The organism is Saliniramus sp., from assembly GCF_035311605.1.
Lineage (GTDB): Bacteria > Pseudomonadota > Alphaproteobacteria > Rhizobiales > Beijerinckiaceae > Saliniramus.
Genome location: NZ_DATGCW010000202.1, coordinates 1 through 26,809 on the forward strand (window position 1 = coordinate 1; position 26,809 = coordinate 26,809).

Below are 26,809 nucleotides of genomic sequence, written 5' to 3' on the forward strand. Positions count from 1 at the left end.
GGTGATGGGACGCATGCGCGTTCCCAGCCCGGCGGCCAGCACCATGCCGGTTTCGATCGCCACCGGCGCCGCATCCTCTGCTGCCGTCATCCACTCACCACCCGCACAAATCCACCCGGGACCCGTGATAGCGGGCGCCGCGCGCCCTGTCATCCCCGGTCGGGCAGGGATACGGCGGCACGCGGGAATCGCGTCACGCGACGTCGCGGATCAGACGACCGAGCTTGTCGATGATCTCGTCGATATGCTTGTCCTCGGCGATCAGCGGAGGCGCCACGGCGATCGTATCCATGGCCGTACGCAGCATCAGACCATAATCGTGGAAGCCCTTCTCGATCGCTGCATAGCCGCGCTTGCCGGGCCCGTGCTCGTTCGGCGCGAGATCCACGGCGCCGACCAGGCCGAGCGTGCGGATATCGACCACATTGGGCAGGCCCTTGAGCGACATCATCGCATCCGCCCAGCGCGTCTCGACGGCACGCGTGCGTTCGAAAAGGTTCTCGCGCTGGTAGATATCGAGCGTGGCGATCGTGGCCGCACAGGCCAGCGGGTGCCCGGAATAGGTATAGCCGTGGAACAGTTCGACGACATTGTCCGGGCCGTTCATGAAGGCGTCGTAAATGTGCTTGCGGCAGATCACCCCGCCCATCGGCACGGTGCCGGAATTCACCGCCTTCGCGAAGGTGATCATGTCCGGTACGACGCCGTAGCGCTCGGCGGCGAAGGCATAGCCGAGGCGCCCGAAACCGGTGATTACCTCGTCGAAGACGAGCAAAATATTGTGCTTGTCGCAGATTTCGCGCAGGCGCTTGAGATAACCCTTGGGCGGGGGCAGCGCTCCGGTCGAGCCCGCCATCGGCTCGACGATCACGGCAGCGATGGTCGAGGCGTCGTGCAGGGCGACGATGCGTTCGAGATCATCGGCGAGATGCGCACCCCATTCCGGCTCGCCCTTCGAATAGGCCTGATGCTCGCGGTTATAGGTATGCGGCAGGTGATCGGCACCGGCGAGCAGCGAGCCGAAGAATTTGCGGTTGTTGACGATGCCGCCCACCGTGATGCCGCCGAAGCCCACACCATGATAGCCGCGTTCGCGTCCGATGAGCCGCGTCTTCTGCCCCTTGCCCGTCACGTTCCAGTAGGCCAGCGCGATCTTCAGCGCGGTATCGGCGGCCTCCGAGCCGGAATTGCAGAAGAAGACATGGTCGAGATCTGCCGGTGCGAGCTGCGCGATGCGCGAGGCCGCCGTGAAGGCGAGCGGGTGCCCGTACTGGAAGCCCGGCGCAAAGTCGAGCTCCTGGGCCTGTGTCTGGATGGCAGAGACGATCTCGTCACGATTATGGCCGGCATTGCAGCACCACAGGCCCGAGGTGCCGTCGATCACCGGCTTGCCCTCGGGGGTGTAGTAATACATGTCCTTGGCGCGCGAGACCATGCGCGGATTGCTCTTGAAGGACTTGTTCGCCGTGAAGGGCAACCACCATGAATCGAGATCGTTGGGCTGTTGGATATCGTTTGCGGCGCGCAATGCGCTGGAACCTGCCATCTCTCGTCCTCCGGATACGGGGCTGCCCCGGCACCGCCACAAGGCGCAGCCGGGTATGACCCTGCGCGCGCTTATCGACGACGCCCATTCTGGTAAGCAGTCTAACAGGCGGGCCGGAAACGGCCAAAGGCGTAAAGCCGCAGATGCCTTTGCGCGGAGTGCTGCGCGATCGCGGCGAGCGGCGCTGGATCACGCCACAGATTTCGCACGTGACCCGATGGCAGAACTGCGGCTAACGCGTTGCGTTGCAATGATCTCGTGCATACGGATCGGCTGCACCGCCAGCTCGCGGCGCGCACACGCTTAGCGAAATCAGCCGTCCCTTGTAACGCAGATAATCCTGTATTGATAGGCTAGCATTCGATTATTTTGCCGCTAGGCTGCAACTGTCGCGGATGTGCTATGCAGCGCGATGTGATTTCACTCCTTCTTCTGGGAGTGCACCTCCGTGTGCGCCGTGACGGCGCTGCTCGCCTGATTGCCGATATGGGTAGCGAGCGCGGGGGGTTCAGCGATTCGTGCGGGCGCTGCCCGCGATCCGGATTTCGCGTCGCCTCCCTCGAGGGGGAGCAGTGGCGCGCCTTTTCGTCAGACGCTGCATGCGCGCTCATGGCGCGGTGCTGTGGTCAAAACGAGGAACAGAGAATGACCAGTAACGCCAGCCCTCAGGGCAATGCCGATCTCACCGCCAAGGAGCAGGAATACGGCACGGACCCGTTGAAGGTGCGCGAGACCGGGCAATATCGGTCTGAATACGTCAAGACATTCGCCGAGAAGTGGGATGAACTGATCGACTGGGATGCCCGCGCCGCGAGCGAGGGCGATTTCTTCATCGATATCCTGCGCGCACGCGGCAAGCACAAGGTGCTCGACGTGGCCGCCGGGACCGGTTTCCACTCGGTTCGCCTGATCCAGGCCGGGTTCGACGTGACCACCGTCGACGGCAGCGCCGCCATGCTCGCCAAGGCCTTCGAGAACGGCAAGGAGCGCCAGATCATCCTGAAAACGGTTCAGGCCGACTGGCGCTGGCTCAACCGGGACATCCAGGGCAAGTACGACGCCATCATCTGCCTGGGCAATTCCTTCACGCACCTGCACGAGGAAGCGGATCGTCGCCGCACGCTGGCTGAGTTTTATGCCGCACTCAAGCATGACGGCATACTGATCATCGATCAGCGCAATTACGACGCCATGCTCGATCATGGTTTCTCGACGAAACACAAGTTCTACTATTGCGGCGACCAGGTCACCGCCGAGCCGGCCCATCTCGACGATGGCCTCGCCCGGTTCAAGTACACCTTCCCGGACAAGAGTGAATACACGCTCAACATGTTCCCGGTGCGCAAGGCGTATATGAAGAAACTTCTCAGCGAAGCCGGATTCCAGCGCATCCGGACCTATGGGGACTTTCAGGAAACCTATGCCGAAGGCGAACCGGACTTCCTCGTCCATGTCGTCGAGAAATCCTATCTCCAGCGCGCAGCCGAAGCTGCCGAAGGTGAGCCCGAGAGCGATGTCGAACTGATCACCGAGCAGTATTACGACAGCGCCGATGCGGATAACTTCTACTACAATATCTGGGGCGGTGAAGACATCCATATCGGCCTCTATGAAGAGACACCGGTGATCAAGGAAGCCTCGGCGCGCACCGTGCGCAAGATGGCCGGCATGCTGAAGAATCTCACGGCCGATACACATGTCATTGATCTCGGCGCCGGTTATGGCGGCTCGGCGCGCCATCTGGCGAGCGAATACGGCTGCTCGGTCGATTGCCTCAACATCTCCGAGGCACAGAACGACACCAACCGCTTCCTGAATCGCCGCCAGGCGCTCGCCGAGCAGATCAAGGTGGCGCATGGCTCGTTCGACAAGATCCCCGCACCCAACGAGACCTATCACGTGGTCTGGTCGCAGGATTCGATCCTGCATGCGAAGGATCGCGAACAGGTCTTCGCCGAGGCGCATCGCGTGCTCAAGCCGGGTGGCGAGATGATCATCACGGATCCGATGCAGGCGGACGACGTGCCCGAGGGCGTGTTGCAGCCGGTCTATGACCGCATCCATCTCGAGAGCCTCGGTTCACCCGCCTATTACCGGGAGATTGCGGAGAAGCTCGGCTTCGAACTGGTCGAATTCGCCGATCTGACGCCGAACCTGCGCACGCATTATGCCCGTGTAGGTGAGGATCTGCGCGCCAATTACGACCATGTCGCATCGGTCTCCTCCAAAGTCTTCCTCGACCGGATGCTGCAGGGCCTCGACAACTGGGTGAAGGCCGCCGATAGCGGTTACATGGCCTGGGGCATCCTGCATTTCCGCAAGCGCTGAGATCCCCCGCGTGCTCACGCGGGCAAGGCATGACGGATGATGGGGCGCGGTGTGAAGGCACCGCGCCCCTCGCTTTTTCAAGCACATCGCGCGCTTCAGATTGATTTTCGCGCAACCGAAGGCACACGCAGCATGCCGAGCGCCAGGGCGAGGGCCAGTGTCGCGAGCGCCACGAGCGCAGGCAGCAGCAAAGCGGTGCCGCCCGCGCTGATCAGCAGACCGCCCAGCGCCGGGAAGCCGAACAAGCCGAGAAAATAGGTGATGGTGAAGACCTGCGAGGCTGCAGCCGGTGCCGCGCCGCCCGCCTCGGCGCGGTTCACCGCGAGGGCGTTGAGCGTGGAATAGCTCAGACCGTAACCGGCCGCGAACAGGGCCGATGCCAGCAGATAGACCGGCACGCTGCCGCGATCGAACCAGAACAGCGCCAGCGCCACCACCACGAGAGCGAGCAGGAACAGGGCGAGCCGCTCTGCCGGCAGGCGTGTGAGATGCGCGGCGAGACCAAAGCGCAGGGTGACGGTGACCAGGGTGAACACCAGAAAGAACTGCCCGAAGGCGAGCCCGCGCTCCTCCGCATAGACCGATTGGAACGTCGCGAGCCCGGCGAATGTGCAGGAAGCGAGACCGATCAGCACAATCGGAATCCGCGCCGTTGTCGCGAGCACCGCACCCACGCGCGCAATATCAAGGATGCTGCCTTCGTCAGGACCCTGCCCGGCATGTGCACGGCTTGCGCGCCCGCCGGTGTACCGCTCCCCGATCGCCAGCAGCAGAAGCGCAGCGCTCGCTGCGAGCAGCGCGAAACCGCAGTAGATCCAGGCGAGCGGCCAGCCCTGCGCCGCGAGCGCCCCGCCCAGGGGTGCCGCCAGACCCAGACCGGCCATCTGGGCGCCCGAGAGATAGGTAAGATCACGAATCCGCTGCCCGGCTGCCACACGGGCGATGATCGGCAGCGGGGCGAGAATGTAGAATAGCGACCAGGCGATCCCGATCAGCCCACCGCCCACGAGATCGCTGCCCGCCACACGCCCGGTCAACGCGAAGGCCAGCATCGCCAGCGCCATGATCAGACCCGCCAGAGCAAGGCACCGCATCGTGCCGATACGGGCTGCAAGCCGGCCCGCAACGAGGGCGACGGCGATGGTGAAAATGGTTCCCGTGGTTATTGCGATCCCCGCCAGTGCGGGATCGCGCCCCTGGTCGCGCAGATGCTCCGCCAGCAGGAAGGTGGCACCGTAGCAGGCGGCGAGGCTGATCCCGGAGACGAGCAGTGCGAGCAGCATCGCACCGGGCATGCGGATCTGTAAGTCTGGCGTCTCGGCAGGCATGGTCATGGCCGTCTCCGACTAGGTCATGGCGAGAGCGCCTCGAGGGCCGCCCGGGTCAGGGGCGGGCCGTCGCGACGCGGGAGGGCTGCGGGAACCGGCTTTGCCGGGCGGGCGAAATCGGCGCATTGCGGCGCGCCGTCCAGACCGGCCGCCCGCCACAACTCCTGGGCGAGGCGCGGCATGACGGGACTTGCGAGGATGGCGAAGCCGCGCATCCAGGCCTGTGCCTGCGCGGGTGTGGTTATCGCTTCACCGAGGACCAGCGCGGCATCAAGGGTCGCCGCGAACCGGCGCAGGCGCAGACCGTCGCCGCCGAGGCATTCATGCTGGGTTTGCAGCAGATCGCGCATCGGCGCAGCGATTGCGGGATCAGGATCGGGATCGGGATCGGCATCCGGCTTGGTTTGCGCCTCTGCCGCGAGGATCGCGGCCAGCGCTTGCAGCCGATGATCGAGCGTCACACGCACCCGCTCATGGAAGGCGACGCATTCCCCGCGCATGAAATTGCCCGCCGCCTCTTCCGGCGTTATGCTGCACAGGTACCAGCGCAGGATATCGGTCTCGAGCCCGGGCACGCCTTCGAGATCGTGCGACCAGATCACATGCCCCCGGCTCGTCGAGAATTTCTCCCCGTCGAGATGCAGGAAATGGTTGAAATAGATCCGGTCGAAGCCGCGATAGCGCGTCTGGGCCAGGGCGCAGCCGGTCACGCCAGCGAGCATCGGAACGGTGTTGTCGATCGCCGTGGCACCGATGAGCAGGGCGGGATGACCGGCCTCGAACGGATTCGAGCCGCCCTCATCCGCCAGAAACGTACCGAGCAGGATGTGGTGGGCAAAGAGCAGCGACGAATAGCTGAACAGGATCTGGCTGTCGCGAAAGCGGCGATCATCCCAGGCGAGCCCGTGCAAACCCGGAACGGTGAGGCGGATTTCCGGCCGGGAATTGTCGAGGAAGCGTTGCGCCACCTCCCGGAACGGCGCCTCGATCCGCATTCGCGCCCAGTTCTGTGCAAGCGCCTCCACCGGGCGGAGATCAAGATAGAGGCAGGCGCTCTCGACGAAACCGGTAATGTTGCCGCGTCGCGAGCGCGGCTGCGGCGCCTCGGAGGGCGAATAATGCGCACCACAGGCTTCGCAGAAGAAACTGCCCGAGGGCGCGCCGCAGGCGGGGCAGTTGCAGCCGAACCAGCCTCCGATGCAGAAACGCTCCTCGATCGGCGCAGCGCCCGCTTCGAAACCCGCGACCGAGGCATCGTCGACCGGCAGCATTTCGCGGCGCAGCAGCACCTTGCCGCCGTCATCGAGCGCCCGCGTCAAAGCCCCCGCCACGTCGCGAAAGCGCGCCAGCACCGCCGGATCACCGGTATCGGGAAAAGTGTCGAAGGTGATGTCGAGGGCGGCGAGCCCTCTGGCGATCAGACGGTCATTCTCGCGCGCGAAGGCCGCAGGATCACGGCCCAGGGCCCGCGCCTTGACGACGACATGGTTCTCGAAATGATCGTTGCTCAGGACCTGTCGCACCCTGTGCCCGGCACGCCGGCAGGCTCTTGCGAGCACGTCCATGCGCAGAAACGGGCCGCCGGCATGACCCAGATGAGCGGGGCCGTTGGCCGTGAGATTGACCGGCGAGATCACGATCTCGGCGGGTTTGGCGATACGCTCACCGAGCACGGGAAATGGGACGGGCATCAGCAATGTCCTCGTTCATGACCGGGAATCGCCTGCTAGCGCCCCGTCGCACGCGCATTGATACAATTTTTGATATATATTGCAAACTTAAGCATCCCTTAGATGTCTTAATGTCACAAAATAACCAAAACACTGGAAGAGCAGTACCAAACTGCTTTCCAGAAAGAGCAAGCAACACACGTTCAGGGAAAGTCGGATAGCAGCTGCCCTGCATGCCGTTTCTTGAAAGATGCCTGCGCATTTTCCAAAGGCATGCGCATTCTGCGGCGGATATAAACGGTTTCTTGATGACTTTGGCACACGTTAGTCGGGCGTAATGCTCAAACATTACCCTCGGGGTTGCGAGGCATGGATTTCAAACCGGGTCAGTACGACTGCTGTGACGAAACGGAAACCGCGCGGTTGCACGCGCTGCATGCCTGCGGCATCCTGGATACCCCGCCGGAGCCCGAATTTGATGATATCGCGCGGCTCGCAGCCGAGATCTGCACCGCACCGATCGCCGTGGTGAACTTCGTCGATGCCGAGCGGCAATGGTTCAAGGCCACTTTCGGGCTCGATACCCGCGAGATGGCACGGGATGTCTCGATCTGCACCCATGCTATACTCGAAACGGGTCTGTATGTCGTTCCCGATACGCTGGATTCGCCCGTGTTTCGCGACAACCCCTTCGTGCGCGGCGAACCGTACCTGCGGTTTTATGCCGGGGCGGTGTTGCGCACAGATGCCGGGCTGCCACTGGGAACCTTGTGCGTCCTCGATTACGCCCCTCGCCCGCAGGGCCTGACACCCACGCAGGAACGGACCCTGCGTGCGCTTGCCCAATCCGTCATGCGCCTCATCGATCTGCGGCTCAAGCACGCCCAGGCACAGCTGCGCGAGGAGCGCTTTCGCAATCTCGCCGATCGGATTCCCCAGATGGTCTGGTCCGCCGATGCGAAGGGTCAACTCGATTACGCCAATCGCCGCATTTTCGAAGCTTTCGGTCTCGATAGCGGAAGCTTGACAGGCGCGGCATGGCGCGCTGCCCTGCATCCGGAAGACCGCCCGCGTACGGATGCTGCCTGGGCGCAGAGCATCGCATCGGGCAGCCCCTACAGCGTGGAGCATCGTATCCATCACCGGGACGGCGGGTATCGCTGGGTCCTGAGTCGCGCCCTGCCCGAGCGCGACGAGACCGGGCAGATCCGGGCCTGGTTCGGGAGTTCTACCGATATCGACGACGGCAAACGTGCCGAGCTGGCGCTCGCCGAGAGCGAGGCGCGCTACAAGGCCCTCACCGAGGCCGGTGCCGCCATCGTCTGGCGTGCGACGCCGGATGGCAGCATTCACCAAAGCATCGGTTGGGACGCGCTGACAGGCCAGGGCCCGGAGGAATACTGGGGCGAGGGCTGGCTCGATGCCGTCCACCCCGATGATCGCGCCCGGGTGCGCGCGAATATCGCTCAGACATGCGGGTACCCTGAACCGCGCACCAACGAATACCGCCTGCGCCAGCATGACGGCAACTATCGCTGGATGTTCGCCCGCGCCATACCGCTTCTCGACGAGTCGGGCGTCGTGCGCGAATGGGTCGGTACGGTAACCGATATCCATGATCGCCGCCTTGCCGGCCAACGCTTGCGCGAGAGCGAGGAACGCTATCGCGCGCTCATCGAGGCCAGCACCGCCATGGTCTGGGCCGCCGGCCCCAACGGGGAATCCCCCAAGATCGCCTATTCCAGCAGCATCGCCGAATACGCTTTTGATCCGCAGGGCTGGAAGACGATCATCCATCCCGACGATCTCGCAACGTCCAGCGCCGCCTGGGATGCTGCGCTGGCCAGCGGAACGCCGCTCGACGTGATCGAGCGCAAGCTGACGAAGGCCGGCGATTACCGCTGGACGCATGTGCGGGCAAACCCGGTCCATAATGACGACGGCACGATCCGCGAATGGATCGGCGCCGTCACGGATATCCACGAGCGGGTGATGTCGCGCAAGGCACTGGCGGCCAGCGAGGAGCGCTATCGGCTGGCTGCCAGCGCGACGACCGACGCGATCTGGGATCTCGATCTCGCAACCGACGAAATCATCTGGGGAGAAGCGATCGAAACCCTGTTCGGCCATGCTCCGCCGGATGGGCGCTCTACGCTGAAATGGTGGCGCGCGAAGATTCACGCCGCCGACCGGGATCGGATCGACGAGCAGTTTGCCTGTTTCATCGCCGGTGATGCGTCGCGCTGGGAATGCGAATATCGTGTGATCCGGGCCGATGGCAGCGTTGCCACGGTCTTCGACCGATTCTTCGTGCTGCGCGACGAGAACGGCGCGGCGGTCCGGCTGGTCGGTGCGATTCAGGATATCAGCGAGCGCCAGCGCGCGCAGGCTGCGCTGAGCGCGAGCGAGACCCGCCTGCGGCTCGCCCTGCAGGCCGGACGCATGGTGGCCTGGGAACGAGATCTCGCCGACAATTTCGTCACCCGTTCCGAGAACGCGCAGGATCTGCTCGGTGTCGGATCGAGCGATACGGATGACTTCCGGCGCCGCGTCCATCCCGATGATCGAGCGAAGGTGGTGGGCCTGCTCGAAGGTTTCGAGACCGGTCAGTCGGAAACCATAGAGGTACGCTACACCATCCCCGACGACCGCCGCATCTGGCTCGGCATCCGCGCGGTGAAGATCAGCCCGGATCGCGCCATCGGCATCACCTTCGACATTACCGACCGCAAGCTGGCCGAGGAAGAAATCTGGCAGACAGCCAACCATGATGCGCTGACCGGGCTGCCCAACCGCACCCTGTTCCATGCCCGTTTCGAGAATATCCTCTCCCGGGCCAGGCGCGAGGGGACCCGCGTGGCGCTGATTCTTGTCGATCTGGATGAATTCAAGGATGTCAATGACACGCTCGGCCATGATGCCGGTGACGAGTTGCTCTGCGCGGCCGCGCGACGTCTGCTGACGATCGCCGGCGATCAGGCCGAAATCGCGCGGATCGGCGGCGACGAGTTCGCCGTGATCCTCAGCGCAGTCGAAGACGAGCATGCCCTGGAGGCCTTTACCCGCAAGCTCGTTCACGACATGCGCGCGCCGTTCCAATGCGCCTCGCGGATTCTTTCCACCCGCGCCAGCGCCGGCCTTGCCCTGTTTCCCGATCATCATCAGGAGGCAGCGGAATTGATGAAGGATGCCGATATGGCGCTTTATCAGGCCAAGGCGGAAGGTCGGGGGCGCTTCAGTTTGTACAGCCCCGCGATTCGCACCCGCATGGAAGAGCGCATCCGCATCACGCGGGAAGTCGGGGATGCGATCGCCACGGAGCGGTTCGTTCCCTTCTATCAGCCCAAGATCTGTTTCCGTTCAGGCAAGATCGTTGGATTCGAAGCGCTGGCGCGCTGGATCCATCCAGACCGCGGTGTTCTCACGCCAGGCTATTTCGGAGCGGTTTTCGATGATCCAGAAAGTGCTGTCGCGATCGGCAAGGCCATCCGCAAGCATATTGCCGCCGACATGGCTGCCTGGCATGAAGAGGCTCTCGGCTTCGGGCGCGTGGCGATCAATCTCTCCAGCGCCGAATTCACCGCGCCGCGACTCGCTGCGAACCTGACCACCATGTTCCGCGATCACGGCATCGCCCCGAACCGGCTCGAGATCGAAGTCACCGAGACCGTGTTGCTCGGACGCAGCGCCGAACTCGTCGCCGAGACGCTGCGCGGTTTCGACGATGCCGGCATCACCATCGCCCTCGATGATTTCGGAACCGGTTTCGCCTCTTTGACCCATCTGAAACAATTCCCGGTGCACCACATCAAGATTGATCGCAGCTTCGTACGGGATCTGGTGACGGACGCCGATGACGCGGCCATCGTGGCGGCGGTGATCGGCCTGGGCCGCAGCCTCGGCATGATCGTCACGGCGGAGGGCGTCGAGACCCGGGACCAGGTTCAGCGCCTGCGCCTGATGGGCTGCGACCGGGCACAGGGCTTCTACTTCGCCAAGCCGATGGCCAGCTCGCGGATTCCCTGGCTTCTGCGCAACTGGAATCCCGCCCGCATGTTTGCGGCGGAGACGGAACACCCCGCCCCCGCCGCGATTCCGGCTTCCTATTGAAGCATCCTCCGCCTCAGGCGGCTTCGCGCATGATCCGCCTCAGGCGGCCTGGCGATTGACGTCGCGCGTGGCGATCTCGCTGAGATGCTTGTCGCCGTCGCGGGTTCGCGAGAGGCAGGCTTCGAGCGTGGCGGCATCGTCTTCATAACCCAGGCGCTTTGCGAAGGCGACGAGGCTGCCGTAGACCGCGATCGCGTAATGCGTCATGCGCTGGTATTGGGCGATGATCATCGCGTCACGCACACCCGCATCGGCGATATCGGAATCGACGGCATGGTGCTGCGCCTCGCGTACGAGACCCGCCATCGCTTCGCAATGGCCTTCGCGCGGTGCTGCATCATGGCGCGCGAGAATGCTCGCAACGGCCTCCATGCCGCGTTCGATACCTTCGACGCCGGCATACAGGGCGGAATCAAGATGCGGGTTTCGAGCTGCCTCGGCGAGCTTTGTGGTCACCGCGCGCGACTGGCTGTCGGCGCTGTGAATATCCTGAAGCTGGTCAATATAGAGATCGCGCAACGTGGCGATAGTCATCGGCACCTCCTTTGGTTCGGGTTGCCATTCCCCTCACCAATGCCCCAACCGCGCCATGCGTTCCTGAATTCCTTTCCCGATCGACGCGACGCTTTGACGCCGTCCGGGCCCGGAAGATAGATCCAACATTCACTCCCCCGCCGGTTGCGGCAAGGGCGCGAGGGAGGGTGCAGCTGCACGAATCCGGGCGCTGCGATCGGCCAGGGTGGCGATGCGCATGGCACGCGCAACCACCGGCGGCGCGGTGATTTCCTCCGGGATCGCGGCAAAGCGCCGGCGCGCCATGATCCGCCCCAGCGCCGGACTCGTCCCGAAGCGACAGAAGAGGACCGCCGAAAGCGGACCGATCGCGACAGGGATGATCCAGGGGAGCATCTGGGGCGCGTGCAGCCAGAAGCCGGTGAGTGTCATCGCCGCGATCACGGTCTGCGGCCAGAAACGCGCGATCGATTCGCGCCAGGTCACCGCGAAACCATGCCGGCGCTGGACCTTCCAGGTCAGCCCCTTGCCGCGCAGGAGGCCCAGAATGAACAAGGCCTCGGCAATCGCCATGATCGGGGCGAGCAGCATGCCGTGGAAGAATTCGGCGATGCCGCTGCGCAGGAGCCGAAAACCGCCGCCATAACTGCGGCGGCGGCGGGCATCGACGAGCGCGTCGATGAGGCCGGCGAGCTTGGGCGCGAAGACCATGACGATCATGCCGGCGAGCAGCCAGAGCCCAAGACTCGACGGCGCAGCCCCCCAGGGATTGTCGGCGATCGCGCCGCCGCTGACGCCCAGCGCACCCTGCATGAAGCCCAGCCCCATGAAGAGGAGCCAGGCCGGACCGGAGAGATACATCAGAATTGCCAGAGCGAGTTGCAGCCGCGCCATGGGCGGCCAGCCCGGTTTCGTCACCAGCTTGAGATATTGCAGATTGCCCTGGCACCAGCGCAGGGAGCGGCGCACGAATTCCGGCAGGCAGGGCGGGTTGATCTCGTAGCTGCCGTACTCGTCGGGCAAAACCCGCACATCGTAGCCGCCGCGTACCATCTGCGCCGCTTCGAGCTGGTCATGGCTGAGCACGAGGCCGGAGAGCGGACCGCGCCCTGGCAGCGCCGGCAGGCGGCAATGGCGCATGAAAGCGTCGATGCGAATGATGGCGTTGTGCCCCCAATAGGGCCCGGTCGGCCCCTGCCACCAGGCGGCGCCGAGCGCATAGGCGCGCATGCCGTGGCGCATGCCGAACTGGAACATGCGGGTGAAGGCGACGCGGCTCGGCAGGCCGGCGATCAGTGTCTGGCAGATGCCGAGTTCGGGGTTGCAATCCATGACCCGCACCAGTCGGCGGATGGCGCTGCCGCTCATCAGGCTGTCGGCATCAAGCACGATCATGTAGTCAAAATCAGCCCCGCGGCGCTCCAGCCATTCCCAGAGATTTCCGGTCTTGTGGCCCGCATTGTCGCTGCGGCGGCGATAATGGAACCGGTCGGCAAAGCCGATGCGGCTGCAAAAGGCCTGGACGGCGCGCATTTCCTCTGCGGCACGGAAGCTGTCCTGTGTGTCGGAGAGCAGAAATATCTCGAAATTCTCAAGACCGCCGGCAGCCTCCAGGTCATCGATGGTGGCTTCGATATGGCCGAGCACCATCTGTGGATCTTCGTCATAGGCCGGCACCACGATGGCCGTGCGCCCGATAAGCCGGCGTTCATGCGCATCGCGACCGGCCAGCGGCGCGACTGCATCAAGGGGGTTGCGGCGCCCGAGGGCGAGGACGAGGCCGAACACGGCGTTCCAGAAGCCGATCACCGTCCAGGGCAGGGTCACGGCAAAGACGGCGAGCATGGCGAGATCGATGGCCGACAGACCCTGCTGGCCGAACACGATGCCAAGCGCCATCAAGGCCGCAAGAGCGGTCAGGGCCGCGAGCGAGAAGAACACGACGCGACGGCGCGCGAGCCGCCGGTTTTCATCGTGCCGCTCCGGCAAACCCTGACGCCCGGAAAGCGCATTCTCTGCGCTACGGGAGAGATCCTGCGCCCGTGCCTTGTTCGCTTTGGGGATGAAATCCAACAACGCCTCCCACATAACCCGGTTCGTCAGCCGGGATTGAACCCCAGACGAAATACAGCGTCACGCCGACGCACCGGGATACGCGGCAGCAGCCTGTTTGGTTCAAAGGCAGGGTTTTTTCATGGCAAGCCGGAAAGCTTTCCACGGCAAAATCGGCATGGTTTTCGTCGGCTTCCGCGCATTGCCGGCAAACCATCACGTTGTCGTGATCATGCTTCGTGAGCGGCACCCGCGAGCGCCCGGTTTTCCGCCCGGATGCGAATCGTGAGCAGGATCGCGTTGGCAACCGTGAAGGCAAGCGCATAGAGCGGCAAGCCGAACGCCAGCGGCAGGATGGCGATTTCGCCGATGACGATCCAGTAATTCGGATGGCTGAGATAGCGATACGGGCCGGTGCGGATCGGCGCCGCGCCGGGCAGGATGATGATCCGCGTGGTCCAGCGCGCACCGAGGCTCGCGATCGTCCAGATGCGCCCTGCCTGCAGGATCGCGAAGACCGCGATCAGCGGCCAGGAGATCGCGGCATCGTGCGCGAACAGCCACAGACCGATGAGCCAGAGCCCGTGCATCACCACGATCGCGGGGTAATGGCCCGGCGCATGCTCGACGGCCCCACGCGCCATCAGCGCCGCCGTGTTGCGCTTCGCAATGACGAGCTCGGCAAGACGCTGCAAGGTCACGAGGGCGAGAATCAGGGCAGCGATGCTCATCAGGCGGGCTCCAGCACGACGCAATTGAGGGTGAAGCCCGGACCGAGCGCGGCCAGCAGCGTGGGCCCGCGCAGGCCCGTGCGCAGGGCCCGCTCCAGCACGAACAGCACCGTCGGCGCGCTCATATTGCCGAAATCACGCAGGATCTCGCGTTCGCGCTGCAGATGCCCGCTTGCAAGACCCAGCGTTTCCTCCAGGGCGGCGATGACCTTGGCGCCGCCGGGATGCAGGACATGCTCGGCAAAGCCGCCATCGCGCATCCCCCAACAGGTGAAGATTCCCGCGAAAGCCTCGGCGAGATGGGCTCTGGCGAAAGCGGGAATGGCCTGCGCGAAGATCACGCCGAGCCCCTCCTCACCGATATCCCAGCCCATGATATCGAGCGTATCCGGCCAGATATGTTCGGCGCTCGCCGCGACCCGCGCCATGGCATTGCCGCCCGGGCCGGCGCGCAGGATGCAGGCCGCCGCGCCGTCTCCGAACAGGGCGGAGGCGACGATGTCGGCCTTGCCCGGCGCCTGCGCGCGAAAGGCCAGCGTGCAGGTCTCGACGACAACGAGCAGCACATTCTCTCCCGGCGCGGCTTGCGCGAGACGCGCAGCGAGCGCAAGCCCGCCCGCACCGCCGGCGCAGCCGAGTCCGAAGACCGGCACCCGCCGAACATCCGCGCGAAATCCCATTGCCGCGAGAGCCCGCGCCTCAAGGCCTGGCGTGGCGATGCCCGTGGAGGAGATGGTGACGATGGTATCAACCGCCTGTGCGGCGATTCCCGCACGGCACAGCGCGTCGCGCGCAACTTCGACGAACAGAGCGGTCGCGCTCTCCAGATAGGCCCGGCTGCGATCGGCCCAGCCGCGCGGCGCGCGATACCAGTCGATCGGCATCACCGCGTAGCGATTGTCAATGGCCGCATTGGTGAAGACGGACTCAAGCCGTGCGAAACCGGGATAGCGCGGTGCCAGAATATCGCGGGCCATGGCCAGAGCGTCGTCCTGGCTGAGGCGGTGCGGCGGCACCGCCGTGGCGAGGCCAAGGATCGCTGCATTGCGGGACACATCAGGCTCCTGTGCGGCGGCTGATCAACGTCGCTTGCCCTGGTTGATACGTGCCAACCCGTGAAGGCGATCACCGGCACCGACTGATGCGGTTTTTTTGCAAGACGATACGGGATCAGGGCGCCACTGCTTGCGCAAACGCCATCGGCGCGCCATTTACTTTATGTGAGGCAATCAGAGGGTATCAAAGCCGTATCATGATCCGCTACGCCCTCGTCTGTGATCAGGCGCACGATTTCGAGAGCTGGTTTCCCTCGGGCGATGCCTTTGAGGAACAGCGGGCGCGCGGCCTCGTCGAATGCCCCGTCTGTGGTTCGGGCACGGTCGAGAAACGCCTCATGGCGCCTGCGATCTCCCGGGGCGACCGTGCGGCGCAGCCCCTCCCCGCTCCCTCCGCCGAAACGCGGCAACAGCCTCCTGCCCCAGCCGAAGCCGCAGCACCGACCGAGGGCATGGCGCTTCTTGGCGAACGCGAGCAGGCCCTGCGCGCCATGATCCGCGAAATTCATGCGCATGTGGCGCAGAATGCGGAAAATGTCGGCGAAGGCTTCGTTACGGAGGCGCGGCGCATGCATTACGGCGAGGCGCAGGAACGCCCGATCTATGGCGAGGCGAGCCCCGACGAGGCGCGCGAGCTCATCGAGGAAGGCGTGCCCGTCCAGCCCCTGCCCGGCCTCCCGGACGACCGCAACTGAGCGCATTCAGGGCGCTGCGGCCAGATCGCGTGGCGTATCAGGAATCCGCTCGGCCAGAATATCGAGAAAGAGAGCCCGGATTCCGGTCGGATCAATGACGATATCCGGCGCATTCAGTGCGCCTGCCTCCCACCAGCGCACATCGAGCACCGGATCGCCCTCCGTCTCCTGCAGGCGCGACGTGTCGATCCGGTCATGCGGGGCGCGCACGAGGAAATAGGTCTCGCGCACGAAGCATTTGCGGGCAAACAGTGTCTGCGGGCAGGCGCGCTGCGCCACGGCTGGGCCGAGCGTGAGACCGGAAAGCCCCGTCTCCTCTGCGAGTTCGCGCAGACAGGTCTGCGGCGGCGTCTCTCCCGGCTCGCGCCCGCCGCCAGGCGTATACCAGAAATCCCGCTTGCCGGGCCGGATCGGATCGACATCGCGCGACGCTTCGTAGCAGATGAGCAAGAGCCGGTCGGCGGGATCGATCAGGATAGCGCGGGCCGTCTCGCGTTCGGGCAGATCCGTCGTATTGATCCCCGGCACGCTCACAGCAGATCGTCCAGCGCGCGCAGATCGACATTGGCGCCGCAGACGAGCACACCCACCCGCTCACCCGGTTGCGGACGATATGCCCCGCTCGTCAGCGCGGCGAGCGCAGCCGCGCCGCCCGGCTCGGTGGCGATGCGCCAGTCGTGCCAGAGCCGGCGCTGCGCCTCGGTGATGGCCTCATCGGTGACGAGCGCCACATGATCGATCGCCGCACGGCAAATTTCATGAACGAGCGCGCCGGTATTGCGCGCCCCCAGCGAATCGGCTGCGACCGAATGCACCTCGACATCCACCGGCCCGCCGGCTTCGAGGGCGGCATGCAGTGCGCATGAGCCCGCAGGCTCCACCGCGACCACCTTCACCCGCCCGCGCCAATAGGCGCCGATCCCGGAGACCAGCCCTCCGCCACCGGCAGCGACAAGCACCGTATCGAGATCAGGCTGATCCTCCTCCCATTCGATGGCGACGGTACCCTGTCCTGCAATCGTCTCGAATGCGTCATAGGCATGGATCGAGAGCGCCCCGGTCTCGGCCATGTATTCCGCGCAGGCAATGGCGGCATCGGCGTAACGCGGGCCGCCGATCACCACCTCGGCGCCATGGCGGCGAATGGTATCGACCTTGGGCTTGCTCGCGATCTCGGGCACGAAGACGCGCGCGGGCACACCGAGGCTGTGGGCCGCATAGGCCACCGCCGCACCGTGATTGCCGCCCGAAGCCGCCGCCACGCCAGCAGCGGGGATGTCCTTGCTCAAGAGCGTGTTGAAGGCGCCGCGCGGCTTGAAGGAGCCGGCATGCTGCAGGAATTCGAGCTTCAGCGAGACCGGCCCGTCATGACCGAAATCCCCCCTGGGCAGATTCACGACCGGGGTGCGGCGGATGTGATCGCGGATACGCGCATGGGCGGCGCGGACATCATCGGGGCTGACGGGCAGGGTCATGGCTGAGCATCCGGGTCTTTGCGGCGTGGGTGGAGAATATCACCTTCGTCTCTAACATGAGAAGCCGTGCGCACCACCGGCATTCCCTCACCCCGCGCGTGCCGCAATGCCCGCCCCGGCACCGTTATCCGCAAGGATCGCCTTGCGAATCGCATTTTCGTCAACATCCTCGACCGGCGCCTGAACCTTGAGCGCACGGGTGCGCGTGCCCGGCTCCATGATCAGGATCACCGTCTCCTGGCCCGGGCAGGCGGGATCGGTGCAGTTGATCTCGTTGACCCTGATCACGGTATCCGGTGCCGGTGCGAGGATCGCAAAGGCGAGCGCGCGCAAGCGTTCGAGCTCGCCCCGGTCGATTCCACCGGAGGGCATGACATTGCGCAACAATCCGGCGAAAGCGCCTTTCAGCATCGATGCGATCTCCTCCTGCGCCGGCGAACCATGCGATCCGCCGACGCCATCCGATCATGCAGACAAGACACCGGCGCGGCAAGGGAGAGGACAAGCTGACGGGTCAGTCCTGGCCATGCCCATGGCCGTGCCCGCCCGGCGCGCGCGGCGAGCCCATCGGCGCGACCGCATAGGTGATTGCGACCTCGCCGGCGTTTTCGAAGACCAGCATGCCCGTAACCGGCTCCTCCACCGTGACGGGGGTGGCGAGATTCATGAACATGATGTGATAGCTGCCGGGCTCCAGCGCGACGCTCTCTCCGGGCGGGATTTCCAGACCGCCCTCGACCTCGGCCATGCGGGCGACACCATCGACCATCTCCATCGAATGCACCTCGACGCGCGGGGCAATCGGGCTGGTGCCACCGATCAGGCGATCTGGTTCGGTTCCGTTATTGGTGATGACCATGTAACCGCCGGCCACCCGCGCGCCGGCGGGCGTCACCCGCGTCCAGGGGGTTTCGATGGTGATGTCACCGATGCTGAAAGTCTCCGCCTGCGCCGCCGTGGTCGCGAGCGTGAAGCCGAGCGTGGCGGAAAGGGCGATAGCGGCGATGACCGCGTTGCGGATTTGAAACGTCATGGTTCGACCTTCTTCGTCTTGAAACCGGGCGGCCCGCGTTCTCGCGAGCTGCGCGCCAGTACTGTTTCGGATTTTGGTATCAACAGGTTCAGACGAGGAAGGAAGGCGGGCCGCGCGGCCCATGAGCGCGAATCAGGGGCGCAGAGGGCAGATCGACCCGTTCGCGCAGCCCTGACGGCGCGATGCGCGCCATGGCCCGGGTATCAAAGCCGAGAAACTGCGCATCGGGCGCATCGGGCAGGGGCGGCGCCGGCGGAACCGGGCAGCCGGCGAGGCATTCCGCCTTGTGGCGTGCGGCGCCGTAGGGATCGGGATGATGCCCCGCCTCGAGCAGGCAATGGAGGCCCGGCTCACCCAGTGCATGCGCCTGCTGCGCCGCGAGCAGCGTTCCCGCGAGCAGGCCGGAGAGCGCAAAGGCATAGAGCAGGAAGACAACGCCGATCCGGCGCGCGACACCGCGCCATCCGGGGGCGGATGACGCGCGTTTCGTGCGATTGATGACGTCGGCACAGTTCATGACATTCTCTTAGCGCAGGAACCGCGCCGACGGCAATGCGGCATTCAGGGACGGGTTTACCCCCGCAACGCCTGCGCCACCGCCTCGGCATAGACCCGGGCGCCGAGGATGATATCCTCTTCCGCCGTATCCTCGGTCCAGTGATGGCTGATCCCGCCGATCGAGGGCACGAACAGCATGGCGGCGGGCATGATGCGGGCGAGATATTGCGCGTCGTGGCCCGCGCCGCTGGGCATGCGCACGCACTTGCCGGGGGCGTGGATCGCCGCTGCCGCCTCGATCATGTCCTGCAAGCCGGCATCCATGCGCGCGGGCTTGCTCTGGCCCAGCACCTCGAGGGAGGCGCCGCAGACGCCCTCCGCATCGATCTCGGCGATGATGGCGCGCAGTTCCGTATCGAGCCTCTCCAGCACCGCCTCGTCCGCGTCGCGGAACTGAAAGAGCACTTCCGCGCGACCGGGAATGATGCTCGGCGCACCCGGCTCCAGCGTGACGCGACCCGCCGTCCAGACAGTGCGCTCGCCGCAGAGCTGCGGAAAGCGTTCGTCGATCTTCGCAAGCGCGCGCATGGCGGCGCGCCCGGCATCGCGGCGGCGCTTCATGCTGGTGGTGCCGGCATGGTTCTGCTCGCCGGTGAAGACCAGCTTGTATTGCCAGATCGCGACGATGGCGGTGACGTTGCCGATCTTCATATCCGAGGAAATCAGCGTGTCGCCCTGCTCGATATGCGCCTCGAAGAAACCCTTGTAGCGCCCCTCCTCGTAGCGCACGCGCGAGCTACCCGCGAGCCCGACCTCCTGCAACGCCTGGCGCAAAGGCTTGTCGTCATAGCGGTTGGCGGCGGCGTCGATCTCGCTCTCTTCAAGGATGCCGAGGAAGGATTTCGAGCCGAGGAAGGAGCCGAAATGCCCCTCCTCGTCGCACAGGGCGATCACGTCCACGCCGCAATCGGCATAACCGCCGTCATCGGCGATGGCGCGGGCGGCTTCCAGCCCGAAGATCACCCCCATCGCCCCGTCGAGCCAGCCGGCATGGTTCTGGCTCTCCAGATGCGAGCCGGTCAGGATCTTCGGCCCCGGCGCCTCGCGCCGCCCGAAGACCGAGCCGATCCCGTCGATCCGCGCATCGAGCCCGGCTTCGCGCATGCGCCCGGCAAGCCAGTGGCGCGCCTCCATGTCCTGCGCTGAGAAGGTGGGGCGGTGCACGCCGGTTTTATACGTGCCGATGCCGCGCAAATGCTTGAGATCGCACATCAGGCGTTCGGGATTGATCTTGACCATGGCTGTCTCCTGATTTGCCGCGAGGGAACAGCCATGCGCGCGTCATGGCAAGAGGCGAATCCTCACGATGCGCTGGCACGCTGCGCACCGATTGCAGAAGGCTTGCAGCGCGTCGAAATGCGTAGGACTTTCGGTCGGGTTGCCTGTAGCCCGCCTTCTCCCGTAAGTTTCCCGCAACAGACGCGCGGATTCGCAAACCGCGCGATTGCGAAAACGGATTGATCGCCAATGATCGCCTTTGGGAGGGAAAAATGTCCGAAAAAATCTATCCCGTGTCGAAGGAATGGGCGGAGCGCGCGCATATCGACAATGCGCTCTACGAGAAGATGTACCAGGCCAGCATCGACGATCCGGAGAGCTTCTGGGGCGAGCACGGCAAGCGGATCGACTGGTTCACACCTTATACCAAGGTGAAAAATACGCTCTACGGCAAGGACGAGGTCTCGATCCGCTGGTTCGAGGACGGCACGACGAACGCCGCACATAACTGCATCGACCGCCATCTCGAGACGCGTGGCGACCAGGTCGCGATCATCTGGGAGGGTGACGATCCCTCCGAATCGCTGAAGATCACCTATCGCGAGCTGCATGATCATGTCTGCCGCTGGGCCAACGTCCTGCGCAACCGCAATGTCGGGAAGGGTGACCGGGTCACGATCTATCTGCCGATGATCCCCGAAGCCGCCTATGCGATGCTCGCCTGCGCACGGCTCGGCGCGATCCATTCCGTGGTGTTCGGCGGCTTCTCGCCGGATTCGATCGCCGGACGCATCGAGGGTTGCGGCTCGAAGACCGTGATCACCGCGGATGAAGGGCTGCGCGGCGGGCGGAAAGTGCCGCTCAAGGCCAATGTCGATGCCGCGATCGCGCGCCTGCCGGAAGGCTTCGTCGAGCATGTCGTCGTGGTCAGGCGCACCGGCGGCGACGTCACCATGGAGCCCGGGCGCGACGTCTATTACCACGAAGCCGCCGCCATGGTGACGGCGGATTGCCCCTGCGAGGAGATGAATGCTGAGGATCCGCTGTTCATCCTCTACACCTCCGGCTCGACCGGCAGCCCCAAGGGCGTGCTGCATTCAACGGGCGGCTATCTGGTCTATGCCGCGATGACGCATCAATACGTCTTCGATTATCACGAGGGCGACATCTACTGGTGCACGGCGGATGTGGGCTGGGTGACCGGCCACAGCTACATCCTCTATGGCCCGCTCGCCAACGGCGCGACCACGCTGATGTTCGAGGGCGTGCCGACCTATCCCTCGATCTCGCGTTTCTGGGACGTGGTCGACAAGCACCAGGTCAACATCTTCTACACCGCCCCCACCGCCATCCGCTCGCTGATGGGCGCGGGCGAGGAGCCGGTGAAGAAGACCTCGCGCAAGAGCCTGCGCCTGCTCGGCTCCGTCGGCGAGCCGATCAATCCGGAAGCCTGGGAATGGTATTACAAGGTCGTGGGCGACGAGCGTTGCCCGATCGTCGATACCTGGTGGCAGACCGAGACCGGCGGCATCCTGATCACGCCGCTTCCCGGCGCCATCGCCCAGAAGCCCGGCTCGGCCACACTGCCCTTCTTCGGCGTGAAGCCTGTCATCGTCGATGCCGAGGGCAAGGAGCTTGCCGGTGCCTGCGAGGGCAATCTGTGTATCGCCGACAGCTGGCCGGGCCAGATGCGCACCGTGTTCGGCGATCACGAGCGCTTCATCCAGACCTATTTCTCGACCTATCCGGGCAAGTACTTCACCGGCGACGGCTGCCGCCGCGACGCAGACGGCTATTACTGGATCACGGGCCGCGTCGATGACGTGATCAACGTCTCCGGTCACCGCATGGGCACCGCGGAGGTCGAGAGCGCGCTGGTGGCGCATCCCAAGGTCTCCGAGGCCGCCGTGGTCGGCTATCCGCACGACATCAAGGGTCAGGGCATCTACGCCTATGTCACGCTGATGGCGGGCGAGGAACCCTCCGAAGCGCTGCGCAAGGAACTCGTCACCTGGGTGCGCAAGGAGATCGGGCCAATCGCCTCGCCGGACCTGATACAGTTCGCCCCGGGTCTGCCCAAGACCCGCTCGGGCAAGATCATGCGCCGCATCCTGCGCAAGATCGCCGAGGATGAATTCGGCGCGCTCGGCGATACCTCGACGCTGGCCGAACCCGCCGTGGTCGATGATCTGATCGAGAACCGGCAGAACCGTCACGACTGAGCAGCCTTCATCGGCCATGTTCGCAAGTGACATGGCTGATTTGCCATTCTTTGAACCACCCGCCGCGATCTCGGCATCCGGCGGGTGCGGGTTCGGGCGAAGCCGGCCCGGTCGCGGCGCAGGGACCCGGATCAATCATCGCAGGAGCCCGCCGATGCAGCACACAGACTCGTCCCGCAGGCGCCTCCGCAGCGCGCCGGCCTATGAGCGCCGCTACGGCTATTCGCGCGGCATCGCGGAAGACCCGTTCATCTTCATTTCCGGCACAACCGCCCTCGATCCGGTGACCTTTACCGTCGCGGGCGACACGGCGCAGCAGACGCAGCGCGCCTGGAACAGCATCATCGCCGCCCTCGGGCAGGTGGAAAGCGGCCCTGCAGAGATCGTGCGCGTCAGCTGCATGGTGATCGATCCGGCGGATGCACCGACTGTCCTCGCCCTCTCGCGCGAGGCGCTCATACGTGGGCAAGACCCGGAATCGGCCCCTGCGGAACTTCCGGCGATGACGCTCGTCGGCGTCACGCAGCTCTTCAATCCACGGATGCGTGTCGCCATAGAAGTGACGGCGCTCTGGCGCGGCTATACGCTGAGAAGACAATAAGCGCATAATGGGTTTGCACTATGCACTCCCGAACTGCAGATCTCTTCTGAACCAACACAAGCATTCTTGTTGCCGTTGCGCTATGATGGCGGCTGTCAGCAGAGGAGACGCTACCGTCGATGCGCCGTTTCATCACGACCACGCAATCTCCCGAGGCGGAGTTCGGTTTCGCCCGCGCGGTCATCCAGGACCCATTCGTGTTTCTCTCCTGCGTCTACGGCTACGACCCGGAAAGCATGACGATGCCCGAGGACGTGACGCAGCAGACCTGCAATTGCTGGGATTCCATCGCGGCAACATTGCAAAGTGCCGAGAGCGCATTGGAGGAGATCGTCAAGGCGCGCATCTACGTCACCGATCCCGCCTATGGCGAACCCGTTCTCGATGCCTGTGCGCGGCGGATGGCCGATATCCTGCCGGCTTCGACGCTGATGGTGGTCTCGGGACTGATGCGCCCCGAAATGAAGGTCGGGATCGAGGTCACGGCCATGTGGTCACTCGCCCGCGAGTGGTAGCGCACCGTCGCTGCCCTCGCTCCCGCTGATTGCGTGCGGGCCGAAGGCGGTATAGGGGAAGAGTGCTTCAGGGCCGGAATGCGGCACGCAGGGTCGGTGGCATTTCCGGGCAGCGGATCAGGATCGGGACGAGAGCATGAGCGGCAGAAATGGTGGCGCAGGGGCGGGGCGCGGCAAGCGCCCGACCGGGCGCGGCACGGCGAAGCAGCCGCAGGACAAGACACGCGCGCGGCAAGGCACCGGACCGGGCACGAAGCCAGGCGAGAAGCAGGCGCGCAAACCCGTAGCGAAGGCCGAGCAGCCCGCTGCAAGACCGGCCAGCCCGAAAACCGCAAGTCCCCGCCCCGGCGCCCGCAAGGCCGAGAAGGCTGCAGCCCAGACCGTTCTGCAGACCGGCATCCAGATGCTGCACGTGACGGGGGACGAGGCCGACATGCGCCTCGACCGGTTCCTGACGGCGCGTTTCCCGCAGGTCGCCTTCACCCATCTTCAGCGCATCGTGCGCACCGGGCAATTGCGCGTGGACGGCAAGCGCATGAAGCCCAATGACCGCCTCCAGGCCGGCCAGAACGTGCGTATCCCGCCGCTCAAGCTGCAGGAGACCGTGCCGCGCAGCGCGGCGCGCAATACCGATGACCGCGCCTTCCTCGAGAGCATCACGCTCTACGAGGACAAGGACGTTCTCGTCATCAACAAGCCCGCCGGCCTCGCCGTGCAGGGCGGCTCGGGCACGACGCGCCATGTGGACGGGCTCCTCGACTGCATGCGCGACAAGGCGGGCCAGAAGCCGCGCCTCGTGCATCGGCTCGACAAGGAGACCGCCGGCTGCCTCGTCATCGCCAAGACGCGCTTTGCCGCCTCGGTCATGGCGAAATCCTTCCGCTCGCGCACGACCCGCAAGGTCTACTGGGCGATCTGCGCCGGCGTGCCACGCGTGCGCCAGGGGCGGATCTCGACCTATCTGGCCAAGATGGCGGATGCGGACGGCGAATCGCGCATGGTGGTGGCCGAGCATGGCGACAAGGGCGCCGATCATGCGCTGACCTATTATGCCGTCGTCGATCAATCGGCGCAGAAACTCTCCTGGCTGTCGCTGAAGCCGGTCACCGGACGGACGCACCAGTTGCGCGTGCACACGGCCGATATCGGCCATCCGATCATCGGCGACGACAAGTATTTCAATATCGAGAACTGGGATCTTCCCGGCGGCATCCAGAACCGCCTGCATCTGCTGGCGCGGCGCATCGTCATCGCGCATCCGCGCACGGGCCGCCCCCTCGACGTCAGCGCGCCGCTGCCGCCGCACATGCAGCAGACCTTCAACCTGCTAGGCCTCGATACCGAGCGCTATGATCCGATCATCGAAGCGCCGGAAGAGTAACGCCCCTCGTCATGGCGCGCGCGAGGCGCGCACCATGTAATTCACCGCCGTGTCGCGCGCGAGCGACCAGCTGTCGGCGAGCGGATTGTAGACGACGCCCGTGGTCTCTTCGGGGTGCAGCCCGCCCGTGCGGATGGCGTCTTCAAGTTCGCGCGGCGTGACGAACTTCTGCCATTGGTGCGTGCCTTTTGGCAGCCATCTCAGGATGTATTCGGCACCGACAATGGCGAGCGCGTAGGAGCGCAGGGTGCGGTTGAGGGTTGCCATGAAGATGAGCCCGCCCGGTTTCACCGCCGTGCAGCAGGTCGCGACGAAGGCGCGCACATCGCTGACGTGTTCGACCACCTCCATCGCGGTGACGATGTCGAAGCGCGCCCCGCCCGCCACCACATCCTCAATGCGCTCCTCGCGATAATCGACGGCGATCCCCGACTGCTCTGCATGCCGGCGCGCCACGGCGATGTTGGTCGGCGCCGGGTCGAGCCCGGTGACCTCGGCGCCCAGCCGCGCCAGCGGCTCCGAGAGCACGCCCCCGCCGCAGCCGACATCGACCAGAGACAGGCCTTCCAGCGGTTCCCCGTCGAGCGGATCGCGTCCGAAATGCCGTGCAGCCTCGTCGCGGATATAGGAAAGCCGCACGGGGTTGAACTTGTGCAGCGTGCGCATCGGCCCGGTCGGATCCCACCAGGTGCGGGCGATCTTCTCGAAACGCGCCACCTCCGCCGGATCAACGCTGTCCGTTGCGCGTTCGCTTCTCCGCCCGGCGCTCGTCATGCTTGTTTCCTTCCGCTGCTGCCAATTGACCATGCGTCGCCGCGTTGACATGGACCGACGCCCTCGTCATGTATACGCGCGGCTGCGGGTCGCGGTCACGTCCCTGCGGCGACGCGTCCCGGTTTTCTTGTCGAGGGTTCCTTGCGCGGCCCTCTTGCGCGATCCTTCCTGCGCGGTCCTTCTTGCGCCGGATTTCCCGCGTCCTTGCCGCCAACTTGTTACGAGGCTTTCGGTATGCCACGGCTGGTCATGAAATTCGGCGGCACCTCCGTTGCCGATCTGGAGCGGATCCGCAACGTCGCGCGCCACGTCAAGCGCGAGGTGGATGCCGGCTACCAGGTCGCCGTGGTGGTCTCCGCCATGGCGGGCAAGACCAACGAACTGGTCGGCTGGTGCCGCGAAGCCTCGATGATTCACGATGCGCGTGAATACGATGCCGTGGTCGCCTCCGGCGAACAGGTGACCTCGGGCCTGCTCGCCATCGTCTTGCAGAGCATGGGCTTGCCGGCGCGTTCCTGGCAGGGCTGGCAGATCCCGATCGAGACCTCCGGCGCCCATGGCGCGGCGCGGATCGAGGCGATCGACGGATCGCGCATCGCGAAGCATTTCGACGAGCGCAACGAGGTCGCCGTCATCGCCGGTTTTCAGGGCGTGCACGTACCGACCGGACGAATCGCGACTCTGGGGCGCGGTGGCTCGGATACCAGCGCGGTGGCGCTGGCCGGTGCGCTCGGCGCGGAGCGCTGCGACATCTATACCGATGTGGACGGCGTCTATACGACGGATCCGCGCATCGTGGCGAAGGCCCGCCGACTCGACCGGGTCTCCTATGAGGAGATGCTGGAAATGGCGAGCCTGGGCGCCAAGGTGCTGCAGGTGCGTTCGGTCGAGGTAGCGATGGTTCACAACGTCCCGACCTATGTGCGTTCGAGTTTCGATGATCCCGCGGCCCCCAATCCCGGGACGCTGATTTGCGGCGAGGAGGAAATCGTGGAACAGCAGAC

22 protein-coding genes are annotated in these 26,809 nt (G+C 65.0%); 8 read left to right on the forward strand and 14 right to left on the reverse strand.

What is annotated here, in order from left to right; genetic code table 11:
- Positions 1 to 193 precede the first annotated feature (193 nt).
- A complete protein-coding gene (locus VKP01_RS09210; protein ID WP_324411854.1) occupies positions 194 to 1,546 on the reverse strand; it encodes an aspartate aminotransferase family protein in 1,353 nt (450 codons plus the stop codon).
- Between the two features lie 645 nt (positions 1,547 to 2,191).
- Between VKP01_RS09210 and VKP01_RS09215 the strand changes: the two genes are divergently transcribed.
- On the forward strand, positions 2,192 to 3,874 hold the full coding sequence (locus VKP01_RS09215) for a methyltransferase domain-containing protein (RefSeq protein WP_324411855.1): 1,683 nt from the start codon (positions 2,192 to 2,194) through the stop codon (positions 3,872 to 3,874).
- Positions 3,875 to 3,969: 95 nt separating this feature from the next.
- On the opposite strand, the gene VKP01_RS09220 is transcribed toward VKP01_RS09215, so the two are convergent.
- Together VKP01_RS09220 and VKP01_RS09225 are read right to left on the reverse strand one after the other, a co-directional pair.
- Positions 3,970 to 5,208: an MFS transporter gene (locus VKP01_RS09220; RefSeq protein ID WP_324411856.1), complete on the reverse strand. Its 1,239-nt coding sequence runs from the start codon at positions 5,206 to 5,208 to the stop codon at positions 3,970 to 3,972.
- Between the two features lie 17 nt (positions 5,209 to 5,225).
- Complete coding sequence (locus VKP01_RS09225) at positions 5,226 to 6,893, reverse strand: class I tRNA ligase family protein (protein WP_324411857.1); 1,668 nt, start codon at positions 6,891 to 6,893, stop codon at positions 5,226 to 5,228.
- A 348-nt stretch (positions 6,894 to 7,241) separates the two neighbouring features.
- Between VKP01_RS09225 and VKP01_RS09230 the strand changes: the two genes are divergently transcribed.
- Positions 7,242 to 10,982, forward strand: a complete 3,741-nt coding sequence (locus VKP01_RS09230; protein ID WP_324411858.1) for a bifunctional diguanylate cyclase/phosphodiesterase — start codon at positions 7,242 to 7,244, stop codon at positions 10,980 to 10,982.
- 39 nt (positions 10,983 to 11,021) lie between these two features.
- Here VKP01_RS09230 and VKP01_RS09235 read toward each other — a convergent pair whose 3' ends face one another.
- The 4 genes from VKP01_RS09235 to VKP01_RS09250 form a co-directional block, all read right to left on the reverse strand.
- Positions 11,022 to 11,516 (reverse strand): DUF892 family protein, encoded by a 495-nt coding sequence (locus VKP01_RS09235; protein WP_324411859.1) that lies wholly within the window; start codon positions 11,514 to 11,516, stop codon positions 11,022 to 11,024.
- 129 nt (positions 11,517 to 11,645) lie between these two features.
- Positions 11,646 to 13,568, reverse strand: a complete 1,923-nt coding sequence (gene mdoH / locus VKP01_RS09240) for a glucans biosynthesis glucosyltransferase MdoH (protein ID WP_324411860.1) — start codon at positions 13,566 to 13,568, stop codon at positions 11,646 to 11,648.
- Positions 13,569 to 13,777: 209 nt separating this feature from the next.
- Positions 13,778 to 14,281 carry an isoprenylcysteine carboxyl methyltransferase family protein gene (locus VKP01_RS09245; protein ID WP_414706557.1) on the reverse strand — a complete coding sequence of 168 codons (504 nt, stop codon included), beginning with the start codon at positions 14,279 to 14,281 and terminating at the stop codon, positions 13,778 to 13,780.
- Positions 14,278 to 15,333 carry a type III polyketide synthase gene (locus VKP01_RS09250; protein ID WP_324411862.1) on the reverse strand — a complete coding sequence of 352 codons (1,056 nt, stop codon included), beginning with the start codon at positions 15,331 to 15,333 and terminating at the stop codon, positions 14,278 to 14,280. The genes VKP01_RS09245 and VKP01_RS09250 overlap by 4 nt, the downstream gene beginning before the upstream one ends.
- A 197-nt stretch (positions 15,334 to 15,530) precedes the next feature.
- Here VKP01_RS09250 and VKP01_RS09255 point away from each other — a divergent pair, with 197 nt between their 5' ends.
- Positions 15,531 to 16,028: a DUF1178 family protein gene (locus VKP01_RS09255; protein ID WP_324411863.1), complete on the forward strand. Its 498-nt coding sequence runs from the start codon at positions 15,531 to 15,533 to the stop codon at positions 16,026 to 16,028.
- 6 nt (positions 16,029 to 16,034) lie between these two features.
- Here VKP01_RS09255 and VKP01_RS09260 read toward each other — a convergent pair whose 3' ends face one another.
- From VKP01_RS09260 to VKP01_RS09285, 6 genes are all read right to left on the reverse strand, one after another.
- On the reverse strand, positions 16,035 to 16,562 hold the full coding sequence (locus VKP01_RS09260; RefSeq protein ID WP_324411864.1) for an NUDIX hydrolase: 528 nt from the start codon (positions 16,560 to 16,562) through the stop codon (positions 16,035 to 16,037).
- Positions 16,559 to 17,503, reverse strand: a complete 945-nt coding sequence (locus tag VKP01_RS09265) for a threonine/serine dehydratase (RefSeq protein ID WP_324411865.1) — start codon at positions 17,501 to 17,503, stop codon at positions 16,559 to 16,561. The genes VKP01_RS09260 and VKP01_RS09265 overlap by 4 nt, the downstream gene beginning before the upstream one ends.
- A gap of 87 nt (positions 17,504 to 17,590) precedes the next feature.
- A complete protein-coding gene (locus tag VKP01_RS09270; RefSeq protein ID WP_324411866.1) occupies positions 17,591 to 17,914 on the reverse strand; it encodes a hypothetical protein in 324 nt (107 codons plus the stop codon).
- Between the two features lie 103 nt (positions 17,915 to 18,017).
- Positions 18,018 to 18,536 carry a copper chaperone PCu(A)C gene (locus VKP01_RS09275; protein WP_324411867.1) on the reverse strand — a complete coding sequence of 173 codons (519 nt, stop codon included), beginning with the start codon at positions 18,534 to 18,536 and terminating at the stop codon, positions 18,018 to 18,020.
- A gap of 88 nt (positions 18,537 to 18,624) precedes the next feature.
- On the reverse strand, positions 18,625 to 19,053 hold the full coding sequence (locus VKP01_RS09280; RefSeq protein ID WP_324411868.1) for a hypothetical protein: 429 nt from the start codon (positions 19,051 to 19,053) through the stop codon (positions 18,625 to 18,627).
- Positions 19,054 to 19,109: 56 nt separating this feature from the next.
- Positions 19,110 to 20,333, reverse strand: a complete 1,224-nt coding sequence (locus tag VKP01_RS09285; RefSeq protein WP_324411869.1) for a Zn-dependent hydrolase — start codon at positions 20,331 to 20,333, stop codon at positions 19,110 to 19,112.
- Positions 20,334 to 20,584: 251 nt separating this feature from the next.
- Between VKP01_RS09285 and acs the strand changes: the two genes are divergently transcribed.
- From acs to VKP01_RS09305, 4 genes are all read left to right on the forward strand, one after another.
- Positions 20,585 to 22,534, forward strand: coding sequence for an acetate--CoA ligase (gene acs, locus VKP01_RS09290; protein ID WP_324411870.1), 1,950 nt, complete (start codon positions 20,585 to 20,587; stop codon positions 22,532 to 22,534).
- Between the two features lie 154 nt (positions 22,535 to 22,688).
- The gene (locus VKP01_RS09295; protein ID WP_324411871.1) at positions 22,689 to 23,135 is read left to right on the forward strand and encodes a Rid family hydrolase; all 447 of its coding nucleotides are present in this window, start codon (positions 22,689 to 22,691) and stop codon (positions 23,133 to 23,135) included.
- 119 nt (positions 23,136 to 23,254) lie between these two features.
- Positions 23,255 to 23,650: a Rid family hydrolase gene (locus tag VKP01_RS09300; protein ID WP_324411872.1), complete on the forward strand. Its 396-nt coding sequence runs from the start codon at positions 23,255 to 23,257 to the stop codon at positions 23,648 to 23,650.
- A gap of 136 nt (positions 23,651 to 23,786) precedes the next feature.
- On the forward strand, positions 23,787 to 25,031 hold the full coding sequence (locus VKP01_RS09305; RefSeq protein WP_324411873.1) for an RluA family pseudouridine synthase: 1,245 nt from the start codon (positions 23,787 to 23,789) through the stop codon (positions 25,029 to 25,031).
- A gap of 9 nt (positions 25,032 to 25,040) precedes the next feature.
- On the opposite strand, the gene ubiG is transcribed toward VKP01_RS09305, so the two are convergent.
- Complete coding sequence (gene ubiG / locus VKP01_RS09310; RefSeq protein WP_324411874.1) at positions 25,041 to 25,805, reverse strand: bifunctional 2-polyprenyl-6-hydroxyphenol methylase/3-demethylubiquinol 3-O-methyltransferase UbiG; 765 nt, start codon at positions 25,803 to 25,805, stop codon at positions 25,041 to 25,043.
- A gap of 234 nt (positions 25,806 to 26,039) precedes the next feature.
- On the opposite strand from ubiG, the gene VKP01_RS09315 reads away from it, so the two are divergent.
- Positions 26,040 to 26,809, forward strand: a 770-nt coding sequence (locus VKP01_RS09315; protein ID WP_324411875.1) for an aspartate kinase, incomplete at its 3' end; no start/stop codon positions are given.